Source organism: Cereibacter sphaeroides 2.4.1 (assembly GCF_000012905.2).
Taxonomy (GTDB): Bacteria; Pseudomonadota; Alphaproteobacteria; order Rhodobacterales; family Rhodobacteraceae; genus Cereibacter_A; species Cereibacter_A sphaeroides.
The window spans coordinates 382,125-401,798 of sequence record NC_007493.2 but is presented as its reverse complement, the minus strand read 5'-3'; the positions used below and the strand labels follow the sequence as shown (position 1 = coordinate 401,798).

At 69.0% G+C, this 19,674-nt stretch carries 18 protein-coding genes; 7 read left to right on the top strand and 11 right to left on the bottom strand.

The window, feature by feature from the left end; translation table 11 throughout:
• The first annotated feature begins 30 nt into the window (after positions 1 to 30).
• From RSP_RS02015 to murJ, 3 genes are read left to right on the top strand one after another with little or no spacing between them, the layout of a single operon-like run.
• A complete protein-coding gene (locus RSP_RS02015; protein ID WP_002722667.1) occupies positions 31 to 1,206 on the top strand; it encodes a penicillin-binding protein activator in 1,176 nt (391 codons plus the stop codon).
• Positions 1,190 to 3,982, top strand: coding sequence for a [protein-PII] uridylyltransferase (locus RSP_RS02010; protein WP_011337000.1), 2,793 nt, complete (start codon positions 1,190 to 1,192; stop codon positions 3,980 to 3,982). Before RSP_RS02015 ends, RSP_RS02010 begins: the two co-directional genes overlap by 17 nt.
• Positions 3,979 to 5,520: a murein biosynthesis integral membrane protein MurJ gene (murJ, locus tag RSP_RS02005; protein ID WP_011336999.1), complete on the top strand. Its 1,542-nt coding sequence runs from the start codon at positions 3,979 to 3,981 to the stop codon at positions 5,518 to 5,520. Before RSP_RS02010 ends, murJ begins: the two co-directional genes overlap by 4 nt.
• A 31-nt stretch (positions 5,521 to 5,551) precedes the next feature.
• On the opposite strand, the gene RSP_RS02000 is transcribed toward murJ, so the two are convergent.
• Positions 5,552 to 6,238, bottom strand: a complete 687-nt coding sequence (locus RSP_RS02000; protein ID WP_002722664.1) for a rhomboid family intramembrane serine protease — start codon at positions 6,236 to 6,238, stop codon at positions 5,552 to 5,554.
• 91 nt (positions 6,239 to 6,329) lie between these two features.
• Here RSP_RS02000 and trpS point away from each other — a divergent pair, with 91 nt between their 5' ends.
• Positions 6,330 to 7,373 (top strand): tryptophan--tRNA ligase, encoded by a 1,044-nt coding sequence (gene trpS, locus RSP_RS01995; RefSeq protein ID WP_023003525.1) that lies wholly within the window; start codon positions 6,330 to 6,332, stop codon positions 7,371 to 7,373.
• Complete coding sequence (locus tag RSP_RS01990) at positions 7,370 to 8,428, top strand: hypothetical protein (protein ID WP_011336997.1); 1,059 nt, start codon at positions 7,370 to 7,372, stop codon at positions 8,426 to 8,428. Before trpS ends, RSP_RS01990 begins: the two co-directional genes overlap by 4 nt.
• 174 nt (positions 8,429 to 8,602) lie before the next feature.
• On the opposite strand, the gene RSP_RS01985 is transcribed toward RSP_RS01990, so the two are convergent.
• Positions 8,603 to 9,310, bottom strand: coding sequence for a DUF1223 domain-containing protein (locus RSP_RS01985; RefSeq protein WP_011336996.1), 708 nt, complete (start codon positions 9,308 to 9,310; stop codon positions 8,603 to 8,605).
• Positions 9,311 to 9,531: 221 nt separating this feature from the next.
• Between RSP_RS01985 and acnA the strand changes: the two genes are divergently transcribed.
• Entirely contained in the window at positions 9,532 to 12,216 is a 2,685-nt protein-coding gene (acnA, locus tag RSP_RS01980; protein WP_017140063.1) for an aconitate hydratase AcnA, read from the top strand.
• Between the two features lie 198 nt (positions 12,217 to 12,414).
• On the opposite strand, the gene RSP_RS01975 is transcribed toward acnA, so the two are convergent.
• From RSP_RS01975 to yajC, 9 genes are all read right to left on the bottom strand, one after another.
• Positions 12,415 to 12,954: a DsbE family thiol:disulfide interchange protein gene (locus RSP_RS01975; RefSeq protein ID WP_011336994.1), complete on the bottom strand. Its 540-nt coding sequence runs from the start codon at positions 12,952 to 12,954 to the stop codon at positions 12,415 to 12,417.
• Positions 12,947 to 13,108: a heme exporter protein CcmD gene (ccmD, locus tag RSP_RS01970; protein ID WP_002722657.1), complete on the bottom strand. Its 162-nt coding sequence runs from the start codon at positions 13,106 to 13,108 to the stop codon at positions 12,947 to 12,949. Before ccmD ends, RSP_RS01975 begins: the two co-directional genes overlap by 8 nt.
• Positions 13,105 to 13,833, bottom strand: a complete 729-nt coding sequence (locus RSP_RS01965) for a heme ABC transporter permease (RefSeq protein ID WP_002722656.1) — start codon at positions 13,831 to 13,833, stop codon at positions 13,105 to 13,107. The genes ccmD and RSP_RS01965 overlap by 4 nt, the downstream gene beginning before the upstream one ends.
• A gap of 48 nt (positions 13,834 to 13,881) precedes the next feature.
• Positions 13,882 to 14,538 carry a heme exporter protein CcmB gene (gene ccmB / locus RSP_RS01960; RefSeq protein WP_002722655.1) on the bottom strand — a complete coding sequence of 219 codons (657 nt, stop codon included), beginning with the start codon at positions 14,536 to 14,538 and terminating at the stop codon, positions 13,882 to 13,884.
• Positions 14,535 to 15,167 carry a heme ABC exporter ATP-binding protein CcmA gene (ccmA, locus tag RSP_RS01955; RefSeq protein WP_011336993.1) on the bottom strand — a complete coding sequence of 211 codons (633 nt, stop codon included), beginning with the start codon at positions 15,165 to 15,167 and terminating at the stop codon, positions 14,535 to 14,537. Before ccmA ends, ccmB begins: the two co-directional genes overlap by 4 nt.
• Positions 15,168 to 15,234: 67 nt before the next feature.
• Positions 15,235 to 15,588, bottom strand: coding sequence for an Mth938-like domain-containing protein (locus tag RSP_RS01950; protein WP_002722651.1), 354 nt, complete (start codon positions 15,586 to 15,588; stop codon positions 15,235 to 15,237).
• Between the two features lie 175 nt (positions 15,589 to 15,763).
• Positions 15,764 to 16,738 carry a protein translocase subunit SecF gene (gene secF, locus RSP_RS01945; RefSeq protein WP_002722650.1) on the bottom strand — a complete coding sequence of 325 codons (975 nt, stop codon included), beginning with the start codon at positions 16,736 to 16,738 and terminating at the stop codon, positions 15,764 to 15,766.
• Positions 16,739 to 16,747: 9 nt separating this feature from the next.
• Complete coding sequence (gene secD, locus RSP_RS01940; protein WP_002722648.1) at positions 16,748 to 18,412, bottom strand: protein translocase subunit SecD; 1,665 nt, start codon at positions 18,410 to 18,412, stop codon at positions 16,748 to 16,750.
• 15 nt (positions 18,413 to 18,427) lie between these two features.
• Positions 18,428 to 18,754 carry a preprotein translocase subunit YajC gene (gene yajC, locus RSP_RS01935; RefSeq protein ID WP_002722646.1) on the bottom strand — a complete coding sequence of 109 codons (327 nt, stop codon included), beginning with the start codon at positions 18,752 to 18,754 and terminating at the stop codon, positions 18,428 to 18,430.
• Between the two features lie 291 nt (positions 18,755 to 19,045).
• On the opposite strand from yajC, the gene RSP_RS01930 reads away from it, so the two are divergent.
• Positions 19,046 to 19,603 (top strand): superoxide dismutase family protein, encoded by a 558-nt coding sequence (locus RSP_RS01930; RefSeq protein WP_011336992.1) that lies wholly within the window; start codon positions 19,046 to 19,048, stop codon positions 19,601 to 19,603.
• Positions 19,604 to 19,674 lie beyond the last annotated feature (71 nt).

Here is a 19,674-nt window from a genome sequence, read left to right as displayed (position 1 = left end):
CGCAACATTGCAACGGGATGAGGAGCCAGCATGTTGTCCGTTCTCAGCCGCGCCCGCAAGTCGCTGGGCCGCGCCGCTCTGGCGCTTGCCGCGCTGGGCGTTGCCGCCTGCGAACCCGTCGCCATGACCGGCGGGGGCCCGGCCGTGGACAGCTCGAAACCGGTGCCGGTGGCGCTTCTCGTGCCGGCGGGCTCGGGGCAGGCCAGCGACGAGCTTCTGGCCCGCAGCCTGCAGAACGCGGCCCGCCTCGCTGCGGCCGACCTGGGCAATGTCCAGATCGACCTTCGGGTCTACAACACCGCGGGCCAGCCCTCGCAGGCCGCGAGCGTGGCGTCGCAGGCGGTGGCCGACGGGGCGAAGATCATCCTCGGCCCCGTCTTCGCGCAGGAAGCCAATGCCGTGGGCGCGGCCGTCGCACCGAGCGGCGTCAATGTGCTCAGCTTCTCGAACAACCCCGACATCGCGGGCGGCAACGTCTTCGTCCTCGGGCCGACCTTCCAGAACACCGCCAACCGGCTCGCGGGCTATGCCGTCCGTCAGGGCAACGGCCGCATCATGGCGGTGAGCGACCGCACCCCGGCGGGCCAATCGGGACGCGCCGCCATCGAGCGCGGCGTGGCCCAGTCCGGCGGCACGCTCGTGGCGTCGATGGACTACGAATTCTCGCAGAACGGCATCGTCTCGGCCGCGCCGGGCATCGTCGAGCGCGCGCAGGTGACCAATGCGCAGGCGCTGTTCCTGACCGCCGACACGGCGGGCGCGCTGCCGCTCGTGACCCAGGTGCTGCGCGAGAACGGGCTGCCGCAGGAGACCGCCCGCTTCATCGGCCTCACGCGCTGGGACATTCCCTCGGCCACCCTCTCGCTGCCGGGCGTCCAGGGCGGCTGGTTCGCCCTGCCCGATCCGGGCGTCTACGGCCAGTACGAGCAGCGCTACCGCGCGGCCTACGGCGAGGCGCCGCATCCGATCTCGGGGCTCGCCTACGACGGCGTCGCCGCCGTGGGGGCGCTTCTCAAGCGCGGCGCCTCGGACGGGCTCAGCGGCCGCGCCCTCACCCAAGGCTCTGGATTCGTCGGCGTGAACGGCATATTCCGGCTGCGCAGCGACGGCACCAACGAACGCGGATTGGCCGTCGCCCAGATCCGCAACAATCAGGTGGTAGTGATTGACCCCGCGCCGCGAAGCTTCGGTGGCGCCGGCTTCTGAGGCCGGCCCCGCGCAGGATCCGCTCTTCTCGGGGCTGATCCTGCCCCGCTCCCGCATTCTCGACGCAGAGGCGCTGACGCGCAGCATCCTGGCCGAGATCGACGCGGCCGGTCCGCTCGACCCCAAGTCCGCCCGCGCCATCGCCGTGCGCCAGATGACGGAGGCGAAGGCTGCGGGCAACCGCGCCCTCTCCGAGACGTTCGAAGCCCGCCCGCGCGAGGCGCGCGGTCTGATCCGCGCGCAGGCCGCGCTGACCGACGGGCTCGTGACCGCCGCACTGCGCGTGGCCTGCGAGCGGCTGCACCCGCTGGCCAACCCCACCGAGGCCGAGCGCATCGCTGTCCTCGCGGTGGGCGGCTACGGCCGGGCCGAGATGGCACCCCATTCCGACGTGGACCTGCTCTTCCTTACCCCGTGGAAGATCACGCCCTGGGCCGAGATGGTCATCGAGAGCATGCTCTACATGCTCTGGGACCTGCGGCTGAAGGTCGGCCATTCGAGCCGCACGGTGAAGGACTGCCTGCGCCTCGGGCGCGAGGACATCACCATCCGCACGGCGCTCCTCGAACATCGCTTCCTTGCGGGGCACGCGCCGCTCGCGGCCGAGCTCGACGAGACGCTCTGGAACGACCTGTTCCGCGGCACGGGCGCGGAGTTCATCGACGCCAAGCTCGAGGAGCGCGGCCAGCGCCACAAGCGGCAGGGCGGCCAGCGCTATGTGCTCGAGCCCAACGTGAAGGAGGGCAAGGGCGGGCTGCGCGACCTGCAGACGCTCTACTGGATCGGGAAATATCTCAACCGCGTCCCCTCGCCCTCCGGCCTCGTGGCGGCGGGCCTGCTCACGCGGGACGAGTTCGAGACCTTCGAGCGGGCCGAGTCCTTCCTCTGGGCCGTGCGCTGCCACCTGCATTACGCCACCGGCCGCGCGACCGACCAGCTGACCTTCGATCTGCAGGTCGAGGTGGCCGCGCGCATGGGCTATGCCGACACCCGCGGCCGCCGCGGGGTCGAGGTCTTCATGCAGGATTATTTCCGCCACGCCACCCGCGTGGGAGAGCTGACCCGCGTCTTCCTCGCGCAGCTCGAGGCGCGCCACGAGAAGCGCGAACCCAAGATCATGGGCCTCTTCCGGCGCAAGAAGCGGCTGAAGCCAGAGTACAGCCTCGTGAACGGCCGCATCGACGTGCTCGATCCCAAGGCCTTCCTCGCCGACAAGCTGAACCTGCTGCGCATCTTCGAGGAGGCGCTGCGCACGGGCTTCCTGATCCATCCGGGCGCCATGCGGCTGATCGCGGCCAACCTGCACCTGATCGACGAGGAGATGCAGCACGACCGCGAGGCGAACCGGATCTTCCTCGACATGCTGCTGCGCCACGGCAATCCCGAACGGGCGCTGCGCCGGATGAACGAACTGGGCGTGCTCGGCGCCTTCATCCCCGAGTTCGAGCGCATCGTGGCGATGATGCAGTTCAACGTCTACCACCACTACACGGTGGACGAGCACACCATCCAGTGCATCTCGACGCTGGCCCAGATCGAGCGGCACGAGCTGGATGAAGAGCTGCCCATCGCCAACCGGATCCTGACCGACGGGATCAGCCGCCGCGTGATCTATGTGGCGCTGCTCCTGCATGACATCGGCAAGGGCCGGCCCGAGGATCATTCGATCCTCGGCGCCCAGATCGCCCGCCGCGTGGCACCCCGCTTCGGCCTGACCGCCGAGGAATGCGAGACGGTGGAATGGCTGGTGCGCTACCACCTGCTCATGTCCGACATGGCGCAGAAGCGTGACATCGGCGACCCGCGGACGGTGCGCGACTTCGCCAAGGCGGTGCGGTCGAAGAAGCGGCTCGACCTGCTGACCGTGCTGACCGTCTGCGACATCCGCGGCGTGGGGCCCGGCACCTGGAACAACTGGAAGGCGCAGCTTCTGCGCAAGCTCTACCGCGACACGGTGACGGCGCTCGATGCAGGCCTCGAGAGCCTGAACCGCGAGAACCGCGCCGACGAGGCCAAGCGCGCCCTGCGCGAACTGCTCGAGGAGTGGGATCCGAAGGATCTGCGGGCAGAGCTCGCGCGCCACTATCCCCCCTACTGGCAGGCGCTGTCGAACGCGACGCATGCGGTCTTCGCGCGGATGCTGCGGGGCCTGGGCGAAACCGAGATCCGCATCGACCTCGACCCCGATCCCGACCGCGACGCCACCCGCGCCTGCTTCGCGCTGGCCGACCATCCGGGCATCTTCTCGCGGCTTGCGGGGGCGCTGGCGCTGGTGGGCGCCAATGTCGTCGATGCGCGGACCTACACGACCAAGGACGGCTATGCGACCGCCGTCTTCTGGATCCAGGATTCCGAGGGCTCGCCCTACGAGATCAGCCGCCTGCCCCGCCTGACCAGCATGATCGACAAGACGCTGAAGGGCGAGGTCGTGGCCCGCGAGGCGCTGAAGGACCGCGACAAGCTGAAGAAGCGCGAGGCGCAGTTCCGCTTCCCGACCCATATCGCCTTCGACAACGAGGGGTCGGATATCTACACGATCATCGAGGTCGACACCCGCGACCGCCCGGGCCTGCTCTACGACCTGACGCGGACGCTGGCTGCCAACAACATCTACATCGCCTCTGCCGTGATCGCGACCTACGGGGCGCAGGTCGTGGACAGCTTCTATGTGAAGGACATGTTCGGCTTGAAGCTGCACCAGAAGAACCGGCAGGAGACGCTGGAGAAGAAGCTCCGTCAGGCGATCGTCGAAGGCGCGGAGCGGGCAAAGCAGTGAAGCCGATCTCTCTCGCCCGCGGGTTCCTGACGGTCGGCGGCTGGACGCTGCTCAGCCGCGGTGCGGGCTTTGCCCGCGACGTGATGATGGCGGCCTATCTGGGCGCGGGCCCGGTGGCCGAGGCCTTCCTCGTGGCCTTCTCGCTGCCCAACATGTTCCGCCGCTTCTTCGCCGAGGGCGCCTTCAACATGGCCTTCGTGCCGATGTTCGCGAAGAAGCTGGAAGGTCATGAGGATGCCAAGGCCTTCGCCCGCGACGCCTTCTCGGGGCTGGCCGGGATCCTCGTGGTCTTCACGCTTCTCGGCACGCTGCTCATGCCGTGGCTCGTCCTTGCCATGGCCTCGGGCTTTGCGGGCGACGCACGCTTCGACCTCGCGGTCGAGTTCGGGCGCATCGCCTTTTCCTACATCTTCTTCATCTCGCTGGTGGCGCTTCTGTCGGGGGTGCTCAATGCCTTCGGCCGCTTCACCGAGGCGAGCTTCGTGCCGGTGCTGATGAACCTCATGTTCATCGCCGCCATGCTGATCGCCGACCGGCAGGGCTGGGACATGGGCCTGACGCTTGCCTGGACGGTGCCGGTGACGGGGGTGGCGCAGTTCCTCTTCACCTGGTTTGCGGCGCGGCGGCTGGGCTTCACCCTCTGGCCGCATCTGCCGCGGCTGACGCCGGACCTGAAGCGTCTGGCCGTGATCGCGGCCCCGGCCGTGCTGGCGGGGGGCGTGGTGCAGGTGAACCTCCTCGTCGGCCGTCAGGTCGCGAGCTTCACCGAAGGCGCGGTGGCCTGGCTCTCCTATGCCGACCGGCTCTATCAGCTGCCGCTGGGCGTCGTGGGCATCGCCATCGGCACGGTGCTGCTGCCCGACCTCTCGCGCCGGCTGCGGGCTGGGGACGAGGCCGGAAGCCGCGCCTCGTTCAACCGCGGCACGGAATTCGCGCTGATGCTGACGGTGCCCGCCGCCGTGGCGCTGGTGGTGATCGCCCTGCCGCTCACGCAGGTGCTGTTCCAGCGCGGCGCCTTCGGACCGGAGGACGCCTGGAACACCGCGCTGGCGCTCGGCGCCTACGGGCTGGGGCTGCCGGCCTTCGTGCTCCACAAGGTGCTGCAGCCGCTTTACTACGCGCGCGAGGACACGCGGCGGCCGTTCCATTATGCGGTCGTCTCGATGGTCGTGAACCTCGCCTTCGCCATCGGGCTGATGCCGGTCATGGGCTTCCTCGCCGCCGCCCTCGCCACCACGGTCTCGGGCTGGGTCATGGTCTGGCAGCTCTGGGCGGGCTCGCGCGGGATGGGCGCAGCAAGCCGCCTCGACGAGCGGCTGCGCGCGCGGCTGCCGCGGATCGTGGTGGCCGCGCTGTTCATGGGACTGGTGCTCTTTGGCGCGACCGGGCTTCTCGAGCCGCTCCTCTCCGAGCCGGGATGGCGCTATCCCGGTCTGGCCGCCCTCGTGGCCGCGGGGATCGCGAGCTACTTCGGCGCGGGCGCGGCCATCGGCGCCTTCCGCCTCTCGGATCTCCGGTCGCTCCGCCGCCGCGCCTGAGCGGCCTCCGGCAGAGAGGGCCGGGAGGGTCTCAGCGACGGCGCAGCTTCTCCTTCACCCGCGCCCAGCCGCCGGGGCTGACGGCAAAGGACAGCAGGAACCCCGTCGCGAAGCCCGCGAGATCGGCCACCCATTCGTAGCCGCCGCCGAAGAAGAGCCCGAACAGAAGCTGGATGCCGAGCAGCATCCCGATCAGCGAGAAGGCGCGGTACTGGTTGCCCCCCGTCGCGGCAAGACGCGTCCAGATCAGGAAGGTGAAGGCCCCCACCAGCCCGTAATCGGCCGGATAGGCGCCGATCAGCGGCGCCCGCACGCCCGGGATCGCCGCATAGGCCAGCGCCCCGACAACGGCGGCACCGAGAAAGACCGCCGCCACCGCCCAGGGCCGGAACACCTCGCCCACCATCTTGCCGAGCGCGAGCAGGATCACCACCGCCATCAGCGCATGGAGAAAGGTGGCATGGACCAGCGGATAGGAGACCAGCCGGATCATCCCCTGCCAGGGATAGGTGTGGGTCTCGAGCATCGCCCGCATGAGGTCGGGCGAGAAGGCGAACCGCTGCCAGGCGTCGAGCCGCCAGCCCGCGCCCGCGCCGCCGCCCACGATCCCGCTCGCGCCGAGCGCCACCACCGCCTCCATGGCGACGATCGGCAGGGCCAGCAACCAGACCACCGCCGGCATCGGATTGACCGGCGAGGCATTGTAATTGTCACGCATGGGGCACCCCGTCTGGCGCGGGCCGTCACATTGACGGCCCCTGTCCCGGGGGATAAGGCCAATGGCACCCTTTTACCAGACGGAGCCAACCATGACCGAGCCGGTCCAAACGCCTCAGGTCTTCCCCACCCGGGTCTTCTCCGGCATCCAGCCCTCCGGTGGGCTGACGCTGGGCAACTATCTCGGCGCGCTGAAGCGCTTTGCCGAGATGCAGAAGGACGGGGTCGAGACCATCTATTGTGTCGTCGACATGCATGCCATCACCGTCTGGCAGGACCCCGCGAAGCTGCGCCAGCAGACCCGCGAGATCGCCGCCGCCTTCCTTGCCGCAGGCGTCGATCCGGTGCGCTCGATCCTCTTCAACCAGAGCCAGGTCACGGCCCATGCCGAGCTGGCCTGGATCTTCAACTGCGTGGCCCGCATGGGCTGGATGAACCGCATGACGCAGTGGAAGGACAAGGCGGGCAAGAATGCCGAGGCGGCCTCGCTGGGCCTCTTCGCCTATCCCGCGCTGATGGCGGCGGACATCCTTGCCTATCGCGCGACCCATGTGCCGGTGGGCGAGGATCAGAAACAGCATGTGGAGCTGACCCGCGACATCGCGATCAAGTTCAACAACGACTTCGGCGTGAATTTCTTCCCGGTGACCGAGCCCGTGATCGAGGGCGTGGCGACCCGCGTCATGAGCCTCCGGGACGGCACGAAGAAGATGTCGAAGTCCGATCCGTCCGACCAGAGCCGGATCAACATGACCGACGATGCCGACACGATCACCCAGAAGATCCGCAAGGCCAAGACCGACCCCGAGCCTCTGCCCGACAGCATCGAGGGGCTGAAGGAGCGGCCCGAGGCGCGCAACCTCGTGAACATCTATGCCGCCCTCTCGCGCTCCACGCCCGAGGCGGTGGTGGCCGAGTTCGCGGGCGCGCAGTTCGGCTCGTTCAAGCCGAAACTGGCCGAGCTCGCCGTGTCGGTCATGGCGCCGATCAGCGACGAGATGAACCGGCTGATGGCCGATCCCGCCGAGATCGACCGCATCCTCGGCGACGGCGCGGACCGGGCCGAGGCGCTGGCCCGGCCGGTGCTCGACGAGGTCCATGACATCGTCGGCATGATCCGCTCGCGGCGCAGATGATCCGGCGGCTCGCCCGGGCGGTCCTCGGCCTTTCGCTGATGGGCTCGCTCGCGGCGACCGGCCTCACGGCTGCGCGGATCGCCCGCGACCCCGCGCTCACGCCCTTCACCGAGGCGGCGGCGGACGAGATCCGCGCCGCCTCGGACCGGGCCATGGCCCGCCATGCTCCGCCTGAGGCGATCCTCGCCCGGCTCGCAGAGCGGCTGGCCGAGGAACCGCCGAACCCCGTGGCCGTCGAGGCGCTGGCGGAGCTGGCGGCGGAACAGGGCCTGACCCTGCCCCCCGACACCGCCGCCCGTCTCGAAGAGCTGCGCGAGGAGACGCTGTGGGAGGATGCCGCGGGCTGCCTCGCCTGCCTCTGGGACGCGGCCTCCTGCAGCCTCTCGGCCGAGCTTCTCTGTCAGGCGCCCATGGTGCTGACGCCCGCAGGCGATGTGGCGGGGCTGGCGCGCGCCGGTCAGGCCTGGGCCAGCGGCGCCGAGGTCGACCGGGTGGATCTCACTCTCTCCACGGTGGGCCTCGGGGCCACGGCGGCGGTGCTGGTCTCGGGCGGCAGCTCTGCCACGGTGAAGGTGGGGGCGGGCCTTCTGCGGATGGCGCACCGGATGCGGCTTCTCTCGCCGCCGCTCGCCCGGCTCGTGACCCGCACCGCCGCCACGGCGGTGGACTGGGCGCGGCTGCCGGCCGTCCGCTCGACCGGCGACATGGCGGGTCTGCTGCGGCCCGAGGCGCTCAGGCCGATGGCAGAGGTGGCGGAGGGTCTGGGCCGGATCGGCGCGCGCCTGCCGCCCGCACAGACGCTGCATCTGCTGCGCCATGTCGACGACGCGGCCGATGCCCGCCGCTTCGCCGCCGCCGCCGAGGCTCTGGGGCCGCGGACGGTGGTCCGGGTCGAGATGCTGGGAAAGACCCGCTTCCTGCGCGCGACGCTGCGCTGGTCCGAGGCCGCCCGGGCGCTGATGGCAAGCCTCGCGGCGCTTCTCGCCTCCGCGACAGCCCTGCTCTTGGGCGCGGCCCAGAGCCTCGGCCTCCGCCTCCTGCGCCGCCTCGCGTGACGGAAGCGCAGCGCGGGCTTGCTCTCCCTGTCTGGCGTGGTTGAAGGCGGGGCCCGGAGCCTCCGTCTCTGCCTCCTGCGTCGCCGCGCGTGACGGAGCATAGGGCGGCCTTGCGGTCACCCCGTTCGGGCATGGCTGAAAGCGCGGAAGCGGAACTTCTCGCCGGAGAAACGATCAGCGCAGGCTTGCGGCGGCGAGGATCGCGCCCGGGCCTTCGTTCTGCAGGATCACCGCCAGCGGCTCGGCGCCTGCGGCCTTGGCCTCGATCGACAGCGGCGCCTGACCGCCCCAGTCGCCCACCACCTCCCACGAGGTGACGATGTTGCGGTAGGTGACCGTGCGGCCCTCGTTCTCGCCGTGCTCGATGGCGACCGTCTCCTCGGGGCGGTAGCGCACGAGCTGCACCCGCACCGCCTCATCGAGCGGCGGGTCGGCCTCGGCATGGATGCGCAGCACGTCGCCGTCGCGCTCGAGCCAGAGGCCCACGCGCTCGGCCGCCTGCATGTGCTTGAGGATCAGCGCCGCGACCTTTTCGGGCGCATTGCCCTCGACCCGGTCGGTGCCGCCCACGATCATCTGCGGCGTGTAGATCGTGCGGCTGCCGATGGCGCGGGCGTAGGATTTCTGGCGCTGCGTGAACCGGGCGTCGGCGAACTGGTCCTCCCAGCCGATGTAGTCCCAGTAATCCACATGCAGCGCGAGCGGAATGACGCGGGGATCGGCGGCCAGCGCGGCGAGGAAGGCATCGGCCGGCGGACAGGCGGAGCAGCCCTGCGAGGTGAAGAGCTCGACCACCACCCCCGCCTGCGACTGCCCGTGGGCGACACCTGCAATGCCCAGAGAAAGGGCGCAAGCAGCGCCGAGCGTCCATCGCATCTGCATGAAGTCTCCCGAATGTCCTGATCCCGTTCTAGCCCTGCCTGCCTCGGCCGTTCCAATCAAGGTTTTGCGAGGCTCGCCCGCGAAAAAGCCGCAGAAGGGCTCTGGATTTTCGGCATACATCGGTATACAAGACCGCCATCTCCCTTGCGCGACCAGGCCCGGTGGGGCAAAACGCGCGCGGAGCACAAGCCCAACCCTCGCCACGGCGCCAGGAGGACCGCATGACCGTCACCGTCGGACACGACAGCCAGAAGACCCGCAAGACCCTCAGCGTCGGCGGCTCTAGCTATGCCTACTACTCGATTCCGGCAGCGGAGGAAGCCGGTCTCGGCCAGTTCGCCCGCCTGCCCGCCGCGCTGAAGGTGGTGCTGGAGAACATGCTGCGCTTCGAGGACGGCAAGACGGTGTCGGTCGACGACATCCGCGCCTTCTCGGAATGGGGCGCGAACGGCGGCCGGAACCCGCGCGAGATCGCCTATCGCCCGGCCCGCGTGCTGATGCAGGACTTCACCGGCGTTCCGGCGGTGGTGGACCTTGCCGCGATGCGCGACGGCATCCTCGGGCTCGGCGGCGACGCGCAAAAGATCAACCCGCTGAACCCGGTCGATCTCGTCATCGACCACTCGGTCATGATCGACGAATTCGGCAATCCGCGCGCCTTCCAGATGAATGTGGACCGCGAATACGAGCGGAACATGGAACGCTACACCTTCCTCAAATGGGGGCAGAAGGCGTTCAACAACTTCCGCGTGGTGCCGCCGGGCACCGGCATCTGCCACCAGGTGAACCTCGAATATCTCGCGCAGACGGTCTGGACCGACCGTGACCAGGACGGGATGGAAGTGGCCTATCCGGACACGCTGGTGGGCACCGATTCGCACACCACGATGGTCAATGGTCTGGCCGTCCTCGGCTGGGGCGTGGGCGGGATCGAGGCCGAGGCCGCGATGCTGGGCCAGCCGGTCTCGATGCTGATCCCCGAGGTCGTGGGCTTCAAGCTGACCGGCCAAATGATCGAAGGCACGACGGCCACCGACCTCGTGCTGAAGGTCGTGCAGATGCTGCGCAAGAAGGGCGTGGTGGGCAAGTTCGTCGAATTCTACGGCGAGGGTCTCGACCATCTGCCGCTCGCGGACCGCGCGACCATCGCCAACATGGCCCCGGAATATGGCGCGACCTGCGGCTTCTTCCCGATCGACGGCGAGACGCTGCGCTACCTGCGCCAGACGGGCCGGGACGAGTCGCGCATCGCGCTGGTCGAAGCCTATGCCAAGGCCAACGGCCTGTGGCGCGACGCCTCCTACGAGCCGATCTACACCGACACGCTGCATCTCGACATGGGCGAGATCGTGCCCGCCATCTCGGGCCCGAAACGCCCGCAGGACTACCTGCCGCTGACCGACGCCAAGGCTTCGTTCGCGCGGGAGATGGAGACGAGCTTCAAGCGCCCGGTGGGCAAGGAAGTGCCCGTCGCGGGCGAAGACTACACCATGTCCTCGGGCAAGGTGGTGATCGCCTCGATCACCTCCTGCACCAACACCTCGAACCCCTATGTCCTGATCGGCGCCGGCCTCGTCGCCCGCAAGGCGCGCGCGCTGGGGCTGAACCGCAAGCCGTGGGTCAAGACCTCGCTCGCGCCCGGATCGCAGGTCGTGTCCGAATATCTGGAGGCCGCGGGCCTGCAGGAGGATCTGGACGCGGTGGGCTTCAACCTCGTGGGCTACGGCTGCACCACCTGCATCGGCAACTCGGGCCCGCTGCAGCCGGAGATCTCGGCCGCCATCAACGAGGGTGACCTCGTGGCCGCCGCCGTGCTCTCGGGCAACCGGAACTTCGAGGGCCGGATCAGCCCCGACGTGCGGGCGAACTACCTCGCCTCGCCGCCGCTGGTGGTGGCCTATGCGCTGGCCGGCGACATGAACATCGACCTGACCTCGGAGCCCATCGGCATGGGCACGAACGGGCCGGTCTATCTCAAGGACATCTGGCCCACCAACGCCGAGATCGCCGAGCTGGTCGAGAAGACCGTGACCCGCGAGGCCTTCCAGAAGAAATATGCCGATGTCTTCAAGGGCGATGCCAAGTGGCAGTCGGTCTCGACCACGGACAGCCAGACCTACGACTGGCCGGCGAGCTCGACCTACATCCAGAACCCGCCCTACTTCCAGAACATGTCGAAGGAGCCGGGCGTCATCACCGACATCACCGGCGCGCGCGTCCTTGCGCTCCTCGGCGACATGATCACCACCGACCATATCTCGCCCGCGGGCTCGTTCAAGGAGAGCACGCCGGCCGGGAAATATCTGGTCGAGCGGCAGGTCTCGCCGCGCGAGTTCAACTCCTACGGCTCGCGGCGCGGCAACCACGAAGTGATGATGCGCGGCACCTTCGCCAACATCCGCATCAAGAACGAGATGCTGGACGGGGTCGAGGGCGGCTACACGCTCGGGCCGGACGGGCAGCAGACCTCGATCTTCGACGCCTCGATGGCCTATCAGGCGGCGGGCACCCCGCTCGTCCTCTTCGGCGGCATCGAATATGGTGCGGGCTCCAGCCGTGACTGGGCGGCCAAGGGCACGGCGCTTCTGGGCGTCAAGGCGGTCATCGCCGAGAGCTTCGAGCGCATCCACCGCTCGAACCTCGTCGGCATGGGCGTGATCCCGTTCGAGTTCACCGAAGGCCAGAACCGCAAGTCGCTGGGCCTGAAGGGTGACGAGACGGTCTCGATCCAGGGCCTCTCCGGCGATCTGAAGCCGCTGTCGCTGGTGCCCTGCACCATCACCTACGGCGACGGCACGGTGAAGACGATCCAGCTCAAGTGCCGGATCGATACCGAGATCGAGATCGAATATGTCGAGCACGGCGGCGTGCTGCATTACGTGCTGCGCGACCTCGCCTCGGTCTGAGACCCTCGCAGGGATCCGAGAGACGCCCCGGTCGGCTGGCCGGGGCGTTTCTTTGGCGCTCCAGCGGTGGGAGACGCCGCTGCGGTCCGGCGTCGGAGCCTCCGGCGGGGATATTTGGGCCAGAATGAAAGGGCGCGCGGACGGGCGGCCCATGCGCCCGGGAGCCGATGGGGCCGGGAGGTGCCAGTCTGTCGGGAGTTACCGGGCGGCTGCGGCCGCCTTCTCCATGGCGGGGCGGATCGTCTCTTCGAGCACCCGCTCGGTGACGGGACCCGGGAAGCGGAGCACGATGCGGCCCTTGCCGTCGATCACATAGGTTTCCGGCACGCCATAGACGCCCCAGTCGAGGGCCATCCGGCCGGAGGCGTCGGCGCCCAGCGTGGCGTAGGGGTTGCCCAGCTCGGCCAGGAAGGCCTCGGCATTCTCGGGCTTATCCTTGTAGTTCACGCCGTGGATCTCGACCCCGTCGGCGGCCAGCGCCTCGAGCGTCGGCGCCTCGACCCGGCAGGGGGCGCACCAGCTGGCCCAGTAGTTCACGAGCTTCACGCCCGGCGCGCGCAGGATCGCATCCTCGAACGGCGGATGGTCGCCCAAGGGCTCGGTCCGGACCGCGGGCGCGGGCTTTCCCGCCAGCGCCGAGGGCAGTTCGTCGGGATTCTCGCGCTGCATGCCCACGAAGAACATGGCGGCGAGCCCGGCGAAGAGGACGGGCGGCACGAACATCAGAACCTTAGCCATCGATGCGCCCCTGCCGCTGCTCCACCTCGCGGAGCATCCGCCGCACCCGCGCGCCGCGCCAGAGCGACAGCGCCACCAGCCCCGCAAGAAGCGCGATCGAGGCGCCGTAGGCGGTCAGCACCGAGACCGCATATTTGCCGAGATCGGGGATCATGCCATGCGCTCCCGCGCGAGAAGCGCCTGCACGCGGCGCACGCGGATCTCGGTCCGGGTGCGCAGGAGCACGAGCGTCAGGAACAGGAGGACGAACCCCGCGATGCAGACGAGCAGCGGGAAATAGAACACGTCGGCCACGTTCTCCTCCTTGTCGAGCGAGAGCGAGGCGCCCTGATGCAGGCCCTGGTTCCAGAAGTTCACCGCATAGCGGCTGAGCACTGCGAAGACCGAGCCCACGATGCAGAGGACCGAGGTGAGGTCGGCCGCCGTATCCGGGTTCTCGACCGCCTGCCAGAGCGCGATATAGCCGAGGTAGAAGAGCGCGAGGATCAGGAACGAGGTCAGCCGCGGATCCCAGGCCCACCAGGTGCCCCACATCGGCTGCCCCCAGACCGCGCCGGTGACCAGCGCGACCAGGGTGAAGGTCAGCCCGACGGGCCCCGCGGCCTTTGCGGCCAGGGCCGAGACATGGTGCCTGCGGACCAGCCAGATCAGCGAGGCGGCCAGCATCATGAGCCAGGCGTTGATGGCCATCAGCGCCGAGGGCACATGCAGATAGATGATCTTGACGGTCGAGCCCTGCTTGAAGTCGTCGGGCGTGAAGAAGAATCCCCAGACCAGCCCCACGATCAGGCAGAGCAGCGCCCCGCCCGTGGCCCAGGGCAGCGCGATGGAGGAGGTCTCCATGAACTTCTTCGGGTTGGCGTATTCCCAGATCGACATGGCCATGGAGCTAGGCGGTTCCCGTCGTGGATTCAAGCCGCGAGTTCGTTACCGGAGATTTATCCGAACGGCGGCTGCTGAGGCGAAAGGTAGCAGGGCCGCGACACCCGCCGTGATGCCTCCGAGAAGGAGGAATGGGGTCGCGACATCCATGCCGAGCGCACCGCGCCGCACCGCCTCGGCCCCGAAGACGAGGGTCGGCACATAGAGCGGCAGCACGAGGAGGCTGAGCAGGAGCCCGCCCCGCTTCAGCCCGACGGTGAGGGCCGCGCCGAAGGTGCCGATCACCGAGAGCGCCGGCGTGCCGATGGCGAGCGAGGCCAGAAGCAGCGGATAGCCCTCGGCCGGCAGGTTCATCAGGAGCCCGAGCAGCGGCGAGACCAGCGTCAGCGGCAGGCCGGTGACGATCCAGTGCGCGCAGGCCTTCACCGCCACCACCCCCTCGAGCGGGATGGGGGCGGTGGCGAGGAGATCGAGCGATCCGTCCTCGTGATCGAGCGCGAAGATCCGGTCGAGCGAGAGAAGACAGGCCAGGAGCGCGCCGACCCAGAGGATGCCGGGCGCGATCTTCGCCAGCGTCGCAGGCTCGGGCCCGACGCCGAGCGGCACGAGGACGGCCACCAGCAGGAAGAAGGCGAGGCCCAGGCCGAAGCCGCCGCCCGCCCGCAGCGCGAGCCGCAGGTCCCGGAGGAGAAGCGCGATCATGCCGTCACCCCGGCGAAGGGATCGTCGGCGGGCTCGGTGCCGGCCGGCGTCTCGGCGCGGTAGGGCGCCAGATCCAGCACCTCCGCCTCGGCCAGTCCGAGATCGATGTGGGTGGCCATCAGCGCAGCACCTCCCTCGGCCAGATGCGTGCGCACCACGTCGCCGAAGAGCGCCACCGAGGCCGCATCGAGCGAGACGGTGGGCTCGTCCAGCACCCAGAGCGGGCGACCCGTCACCAGAAGCCGCGCGAGCCCCAGCCGCCGCTTCTGTCCGGCGGACAGGTTCTGCGCCTGCCGGTCGGCCAGTGCCGCGAGGTTCATCCGCTCGATGGCGCGGGCGGCGCGGTCGGTGCCGTAGATCGCCGCCCAGAAGGCGAGGTTCTCGGCCACCGTCAGCGTGGCCTTCAGCCCGTCGGCATGGGCGGCATAGGCCACGGCCTCGGGCGGCATCGAGATCTCGCCCGCCACGGCCGGCTGCAACCCCGCCACCGTCCGCAGGAGCGTCGTCTTGCCGATGCCGTTCGGCCCCCGCAGGATCAGCGCCGCGCCGCGCGAGAGCCGGAAGCTCACGCGCTCGAGCACGGTCACGCCGCCGCGGGCGCAGGCGAGGTTGGTGACGGTCAGATCCATGGGCCTGCCCTAGCGCATAAGCCGCGCCGGCGGAAGGGCTTCGGGGCGGCGGCCTTTGCGGCGCGCGTCAGACCGGCAGAAGCGCGATGGCCACGCGGCGGCCTTCCGAAAGCAGCACATTGTAGGTGCGGCAGGCGGCGGGGGAGGACATGGCTTCGACGCCGATCCCGGCCTCTTCCAGCGCCGCCCGGAAGGCCTGCGGCACATGGGCCACGTCCGCGCCCATGCCCACGAAGAGCACGTCGATCCGGTCGATCAGCGCGAGGGGTCCGGCCATGTCCTCGAGCCCGCCCCAGGGCCCCGCCCCCCAGGGCGAGATCAGGCAGGCACCCTCCAGCACCTCGCCGCCGATGCGGAAATAGCCGGGCCCGTAGCCCTCGACGGGCTGGGCGCTGTCGTAGGTGATCTCGGTCAGGCGCATGGCGCATCCTCCGCTTCGGACCGCGCCTTTGGCGCCGGTCGGGCATGGGCGGCGACCCTCGCGGCCCGGCGGGGCCGCAGTCGCACGGCAGTCGGTCAGGCACGGACGCGACCGGAACGGAACGGGTACCAGAGCCCTGAACGGGATTGGGCGGCCTTGCGGGCCGCCCGTCCGGTCAGGCGTCGATATTGGCGAACTGAGTGCCCGCCTTGCTGTCCTTCTTCGGCCCACCCCGGTCCACGCCGAGATAGAGCACGATGTTCTTGGCCATGTAGACCGAGGAATAGGTCCCGATCACCACGCCGAAGGTGATGGCGAAGACGAAGCCGCGGATCACGTCGCCGCCGAAGACGAGAAGCGACACGAGCGCGATGAGTGTGGTCATCAGCGTCATGATCGTCCGGCTCAGCGTCTCGTTGACCGAGAGGTTCATCACGTCGCGGAGCGGCATGGTCTTGTACTTGACGAGGTTCTCGCGCAGCCGGTCGAACACCACCACCGTGTCGTTGATCGAATAGCCGAGAACGGTGAGGAGGGCCGCGACCGTCGTCAGGTCGAACTTGATCTGGAACAGCGCGAAGACGCCGATCGTCACCAGCACGTCGTGGATCAATGCGGCCACCGAGCCCAGGGCGAACTGCCATTCGAACCTGAGCCAGATATAGACGGCGATGCCCGCGCAGGCGGCGGCGACCGCCAGGATCGCCGACCGGATCAGCTCGCCCGAGACCTTCGGCCCCACCGACTCGACGGACGGGAAGGTGATGGACGGATCGACGGTCTTCAGCGCCTCCTCGACCTGTCCGATCTGCTCGGGCGTGATCGACTGGGTCGCGTCCTGTGCGCCGATGCGGACCATGGCGACGTGCTGATCCGCGCGGAAGCCGGGATCGAAGACCTCGGTGATCGAGATGTCGCCAAGATCCTGCCCCTCGAGGGCGGCGCGATAGGCGGCCACATCCACGGCCTGTGTCGATTCCGTCCGGATCGTCGTGCCGCCGCGGAAGTCGATCCCGAAATTCAGCCCCAGCGTCAGCCAGGCCACGAGCGAGGCCGCCATCAGGAAGACCGAGAAGCCGAAGGTGACCGGCGCGGCCCAGAAGAAGTCGATGTTCGTCTTTTCGGGGCAGAGTTTGAGGCGGAAAGCCATGGGAGCTCCTCAGACGACGATGGTGCGCGGCCGCCGCCAGGCGAACCAGGTGGCGATCAGGATCCGGGTGACGTAGACGGCCGTGAAGACCGACGTGAAGATGCCGATGGTCAGCGTCACGGCAAAGCCGCGCACGGGCCCGGCCCCCACGAGAAACATGATGAGTGCCACGAGGAAGGTGGTGACGTTGGCATCGACGATGGCGGACAGGGCCTTCTCGAAGCCGAGTTCGATGGCGCGGCCCGGCTGCTTGCCCTGCCTCAGCTCCTCGCGGATCCGTTCGTAGATCAGCACGTTCGCATCCACCGCCACGCCGATGGTCAGCACGATGCCCGCGATGCCCGGCAGCGTCAGGGTCGCCCCCACCACCGACAGGAGCGCGATGATCGCCAGCATGTTGATGGCGAGCGCGATGTTGGCCAGCACGCCGAACCAGCCGTAGCTCGCGATCATGAAGGCCACGACGGCGATCATGCCCACGATGGCGGCCGTCCGGCCGGCGTCGATCGAATCCTGCCCGAGTTCCGGGCCGATGGTCCGTTCCTCGAGGAAGGTCATCTCGGCCGGCAGCGCGCCTGCGCGCAGGAGGACGGCGAGCTCGGTGGATTCCTCGACCGAGAAGTTGCCGGTGATGATGCCGGAGCCGCCCGCGATATGCGCCTGGATCACCGGGGCCGAGATCACCTCATTGTCGAGGACGATCGCGAAGGGCTTGCCGATGTTCTGCGCCGTATAGTCGCCGAAGGCCCGCGCCCCCGAGGGATTGAAGCGGAAGCTGACCGCCGGGCGGTTGTTCTGGTCGAACGAGGGCTGGGCGTCGACGAGCTCCTCGCCGGTCACGACGGGCGAGCGGTCGAGGACGTAGAAGATCCCCTGCTCGTTGGCCGCCGGCAGCACGAGATCGCCGCTCGCGCTGCTCTGCGCGTCGGCGGTGCGGCCGAGCACCGGATGGAAGGTCAGCTTCGCCGTCGTTCCGATGAGCGACTTCAGCTCGGCAGCCGAGCCGATGCCCGGCACCTGGATCAGGATCCGGTCCTCGCCCTGGCGCTGGATGGTGGGCTCGCGCGTGCCGACCTCGTCGACACGGCGGCGGATGATCTCGAGGCTCTGCTGCACCGTCCGGCTGTCCATCGCCGTCTTCTCGGCGTCGGTCAGGCGGATCACCAGCACGTCGCCCTGGCTCGAGATCTCGATGTCGTTCTGCCCCATGCCCGTGAAGGACACCACGGGCTGGGCCAGCCTGCGCGCGGCCTCGAGCGCCGCCTGCATCCCCTCGGGGCGCGAGATCGCCACCCGAAGCTCGCCCGCCGGCGCGGTCTGCCGCCGGATCGAGCCCACCTGATCGCGCAGGCCGCGGAGCGCGTCGCGCACCTCCGGCCAGAGCCCGTCCATGCGCGCGGCATAGACGTCCTCGACCCGGACCTCGGCCAGAAGATGCGCGCCGCCGCGCAGGTCGAGGCCGAGGTTCACGATGTTCGAAGGCAGCCATTCGGGCCAGAGCCCCACCGCCGCCGTCTGCTCGGGAGTGGCGGTTCCCCCGGCCTTCTCGATGGCGGCGACCGCATCATTGTGACTTTCGACGCGGCTGTAGAAGAAGTTGGGCGCGGCATAGAGGATCGCGAGGGCACAGATGCCCCAGATCAGAACGCGCTTCCAAACGGGGAAATGGAGCATCTGGACCCGATCCGATCAGGCGGCAGCAGGTTCGGTCTTGGACATGACCTGAACGATGGTGGATTTCATCACGCGGACCTTCACGCCATCGGCGATCTCGACATCGACGATGCCGTCCTCGTGGACCTTCACCACCTTGCCGACGATGCCGCCGCCGGTGAGAACCTGATCGCCACGGCGGAGCGCTTCCACCATAGCCTTGTGTTCCTTCAGTTTTTTCTGCTGAGGACGGATCAGAAGGAAATACATGATCACGAAGATCAGGATCAGCGGCACGAAACTGGTGAAGGCGCCGGCAGCACCGCCAGAAGCGGCCTGGGCGAAGGCGGGGGTCACGAACATTGTCGTCCTCTTGGATTCACCCGGGGATCAGGCCCGGACTTTGGCGGGGCGCACCCTAGCCGCGGGGTGCCGCGATGGCAAGCAAGCCATGGGCGCCCATATATGCACGCGACGCGCGGTTCCAAGCCCGGGATGAACCGGCCCGGGCGGGCGCAGGGTCCGATCTCCCGACATGCCGGCCGCCGGCCGGAGACGGGGCCAACGCAGGGAACAGTCGCGCGCCCCTCCCGTTTCCTCGGCTGAACCCGGTGGCCGGAAGACCCGAGCCGCCCCATCCGACGGAGGAGACACATGTCGAGGACCATCGCCATCGCCGCCGCGGCCCTTCTGGCCGCCCCCGCCCTTGCCCAGGACGTTCCGGCGCGAGCCGAGAATGCCACCGCCGCGCCCGGACAGCCGGGCTTCCCGGAACGGACGGCCACCTTCATGTCGGTCGAGGGCACGCCTCTCGGGAAGGCCACCATCGCCCCCCTGCCCCACGGTGTTCTGTTCACGCTCGACCTGCAGGGGTTGCCGCCGGAGAGCTGGCTCGGGTTTCACATTCACGAGACCGGCGAATGCGATACGGGCACGGGCTTCAAATCCGCCGGCGGTCACTTCTCGATCGCGGAAACGGAGCACGGGCTGATGGTCGAGGCCGGCCCCCATTCGGGCGACATGCCGAACCAGTATGTCGGCGCCGACGGCATCCTACGCGCGCAGGTCTTCAACACCTTCGTCCAGCTCGGCGGCGAGAATGCCTCGGATCTGACGGGGCGCGCGCTCATGCTCCATTCCGGGCCCGACGACTATGTGAGCCAGCCCGCAGGCGATGCCGGCGACCGGCTCGCCTGCGCTGTCATCGAATAGGCCGCAGGCAAGATTTCGGTTCACCTGACCGGAGGTATCGGGCATTAGAGGCCCGATCCTCCGGCACCGAA

What these genes read in the sequence shown, in the direction of transcription:
- RSP_RS02015 (WP_002722667.1), top strand. Translation starts at nt 31, where the DNA reads ATGTTGTCCGTTCTCAGCCGCGCCCGCAAGTCGCTGGGCCGCGCCGCT.
- RSP_RS02000 (WP_002722664.1), bottom strand. Translation starts at nt 6,238, where the DNA reads ATGCGTGACAATTACAATGCCTCGCCGGTCAATCCGATGCCGGCGGTG.
- trpS (WP_023003525.1), top strand. Translation starts at nt 6,330, where the DNA reads ATGACCGAGCCGGTCCAAACGCCTCAGGTCTTCCCCACCCGGGTCTTC.
- RSP_RS01990 (WP_011336997.1), top strand. Translation starts at nt 7,370, where the DNA reads ATGATCCGGCGGCTCGCCCGGGCGGTCCTCGGCCTTTCGCTGATGGGC.
- RSP_RS01985 (WP_011336996.1), bottom strand. Translation starts at nt 9,310, where the DNA reads ATGCAGATGCGATGGACGCTCGGCGCTGCTTGCGCCCTTTCTCTGGGC.
- acnA (WP_017140063.1), top strand. Translation starts at nt 9,532, where the DNA reads ATGACCGTCACCGTCGGACACGACAGCCAGAAGACCCGCAAGACCCTC.
- RSP_RS01975 (WP_011336994.1), bottom strand. Translation starts at nt 12,954, where the DNA reads ATGGCTAAGGTTCTGATGTTCGTGCCGCCCGTCCTCTTCGCCGGGCTC.
- ccmD (WP_002722657.1), bottom strand. Translation starts at nt 13,108, where the DNA reads ATGATCCCCGATCTCGGCAAATATGCGGTCTCGGTGCTGACCGCCTAC.
- RSP_RS01965 (WP_002722656.1), bottom strand. Translation starts at nt 13,833, where the DNA reads ATGTCGATCTGGGAATACGCCAACCCGAAGAAGTTCATGGAGACCTCC.
- ccmB (WP_002722655.1), bottom strand. Translation starts at nt 14,538, where the DNA reads ATGATCGCGCTTCTCCTCCGGGACCTGCGGCTCGCGCTGCGGGCGGGC.
- ccmA (WP_011336993.1), bottom strand. Translation starts at nt 15,167, where the DNA reads ATGGATCTGACCGTCACCAACCTCGCCTGCGCCCGCGGCGGCGTGACC.
- RSP_RS01950 (WP_002722651.1), bottom strand. Translation starts at nt 15,588, where the DNA reads ATGCGCCTGACCGAGATCACCTACGACAGCGCCCAGCCCGTCGAGGGC.
- secF (WP_002722650.1), bottom strand. Translation starts at nt 16,738, where the DNA reads ATGGCTTTCCGCCTCAAACTCTGCCCCGAAAAGACGAACATCGACTTC.
- secD (WP_002722648.1), bottom strand. Translation starts at nt 18,412, where the DNA reads ATGCTCCATTTCCCCGTTTGGAAGCGCGTTCTGATCTGGGGCATCTGT.
- yajC (WP_002722646.1), bottom strand. Translation starts at nt 18,754, where the DNA reads ATGTTCGTGACCCCCGCCTTCGCCCAGGCCGCTTCTGGCGGTGCTGCC.
- RSP_RS01930 (WP_011336992.1), top strand. Translation starts at nt 19,046, where the DNA reads ATGTCGAGGACCATCGCCATCGCCGCCGCGGCCCTTCTGGCCGCCCCC.